Source organism: Pseudoalteromonas sp. Z1A6 (assembly GCF_011378745.1).
Taxonomy (GTDB): domain Bacteria; phylum Pseudomonadota; class Gammaproteobacteria; order Enterobacterales; family Alteromonadaceae; genus Pseudoalteromonas; species Pseudoalteromonas arctica.
Map to the genome: position 1 here is coordinate 1 of NZ_WTKW01000488.1, position 2,408 is coordinate 2,408.

Genomic DNA, 2,408 nt, shown 5'->3' on the forward strand with positions numbered 1-2,408 from the left:
TAATCTCTTGAAAACAATTTTACCGTCCATATATAGTTAAGTAGGACGCCTGATGGGTCCTAAATTAAACTTAAACAATTGAAATTTATATTATTAATTAAACTTTGCTTGAGCTTGTTCAATAGAAAAGCACATGCAAAATATCGCTTAAATATGAGGATATTATTATGCGTACAGTAGACTTATCACCACTTTATCGTTCATTTATCGGCTTCGAACATTTAGCATCACTTATGGATGCGGCAGCAAGTACAGACAAGCAGCCAAGTTTCCCTCCGTACAATATTGAAGCGCTTGATAAAGACAAATACAGAATCACTATGGCCGTAGCAGGTTTTAGCGATAGTGAATTGACCATTGAGTCAGAAAACAACACATTAAAAGTTGCAGGTATTAAAGCTAACAAAGATGAAAGTAATGAACGAAAATTTATTCATCAAGGTATAGCAGAGCGTAACTTTGAGCGTAAATTTCAGCTTGGAGATCATGTAAAAGTACTTGGTGCAGATTTAGCTAACGGCTTGCTAAGCATTGAGTTACAGCGTGAAATTCCTGAAGCACTTAAACCAAGAAAGATAGAAATTGGTAGTGGTAACTTACTAGAAGGTAAGTAAACCTATTCAACATTAGTTTTCCCTGATTATTTAGCCGCCTCATATGAGGCGGTTTTTTTGTTTAAAGGGCTTCTAAATTATTAAGGTAGTAGGTTGCTTGTTGCAGCGTTTGTTCTTGAAGTGCTTTATCTTGTTTATCCCAGTTTCTATAAACCATACCAATGCGCGGATTCTTTTCTAGCCTATCTCTGTGTCTATCCATAAAATGCCAATACAAGCTATTGAGCGGGCAAGCTTTATCACCTACTTTTTGTTTAACATCGTACTGACAGCTTTTGCAGTAATCGCTCATTTTATTAATGTAATTGCCGCTTGCAGCATAGGGCTTTGTTGCAATTATTCCATCATCGGCAAATTGACTCATACCGCGAGTGTTGGGCATTTCTACCCATTCAATAGCATCTATGTAAACACCTAAATACCATTCATCCACTTCATCAGGATTGATTCCCGTGAGCATACAAAAATTACCAATAACCATTAATCGCTGAATATGATGAGCATAAGCGGTTTCAAGGCTTTGCTTAAGCGAGTGGCTAAGGCAATTCATTTTAGTAGAGCTGTTCCAAAAATAAGATGGTAATTTATTTTTAGCTTGTAGTTGGTTTTTAGTTGCGTAGTCGGGCATATTTACCCAGTAAATAGCACGCACATACTCTCTCCAGCCTAGTATTTGTCTAGTAAATCCTTCTACTTGCGAAAGTGATATCTCATCAGGTCTTTGTTCGTATTCGCTTATTACACGTTTGATTACATATAACGGGTGGAGTATTTTTGCGTTTAGGGCAAACGATAAACGGCTATGGTACAGGCTGGTATTGTTTTTACTTTGATCTGTCATCGCATCTTGAAAGTGACCAAAGCGACTAAGTAAGTGCTCACAAAAGTATTCAAGAGATTCAATCGCTTGTTTACGCGTTGTTGGCCACTCCAGTGAATGTTCATTTATTTCACCCAAATAAGTGACGTTGTGTTTATTTAAACGAGAAATAATGATGCTAACATCAGTATTGAATAACTTAGGCTCTGGGATGTCGGCTAAGTCTTTTTTAGAAAATTTATTACGATTATTACTATCAAAATTCCATTTGCCACCAGTTGGCTTTGCATCATCAATTAATATATTAAATTGCTTACGCATAGCACGATAAAAGTGCTCCATTGTTACATGCTTGTTTTTTGTAAAGCGTGTTTTTATATCGGTGAACGGTAATAAAAAGTGTTCAGTATCTGTAGCAATTACATTTAATGAGCTATCACTTTTAAACTTAGCTAATTGAGATTTTAGCCTAAACTCGTCAGGGTATTGATATTCAATAGAGTCGCATTGGTATTTATCGGCAACTCGCTTGAGTAATTCAATCAAGTCCTTGTCGTCATCGGTATCATCAAGTGTTAAATGCAAAACATTAAAACCTGCCGTGTTTAATGCAGTTGCAAAGTTTTCCATAGCATTAAAAAAAGCACACAGTTTTTGAATGTGATGTTTAACGTAGTCAGTTTCTTGTTTTAGTTCTGCGATGAGGTAAAGCGTGTCGTCGTCTTTTTGCTTGTACCATGAATGAGATGGGTTTAGCTGATCGCCTAGTATTAGTCTGAGTGTTTTGTGATGGGTCATAGTAAAGCCAAATTTTTTTATACGGACGTATTTAATTAAAGGATCGTTTTACTATTTAACTACGAGTGAATAGAGCAAAAAGGCTTAACCGATTATCAAGGCAATAAAGGCGTGTTGGATCATGGTGTGCAAATGAGTTTAATTAATGGGGAGGTTAAGTAAGTTAAATTGCCACC

General features: G+C 36.3%; 2 protein-coding genes. One reads left to right on the forward strand and one right to left on the reverse strand.

Features of this window, described 5'->3' with window-relative positions; genetic code table 11:
• Nucleotides 1-167 precede the first annotated feature (167 nt).
• Complete coding sequence (locus tag GQR46_RS18795; RefSeq protein ID WP_165742059.1) at nucleotides 168-614, forward strand: Hsp20 family protein; 447 nt, start codon at nucleotides 168-170, stop codon at nucleotides 612-614.
• A gap of 61 nt (nucleotides 615-675) precedes the next feature.
• Here GQR46_RS18795 and GQR46_RS18800 read toward each other — a convergent pair whose 3' ends face one another.
• A complete protein-coding gene (locus tag GQR46_RS18800; RefSeq protein WP_165742061.1) occupies nucleotides 676-2,232 on the reverse strand; it encodes a cryptochrome/photolyase family protein in 1,557 nt (518 codons plus the stop codon).
• Nucleotides 2,233-2,408: the final 176 nt, after the last annotated feature.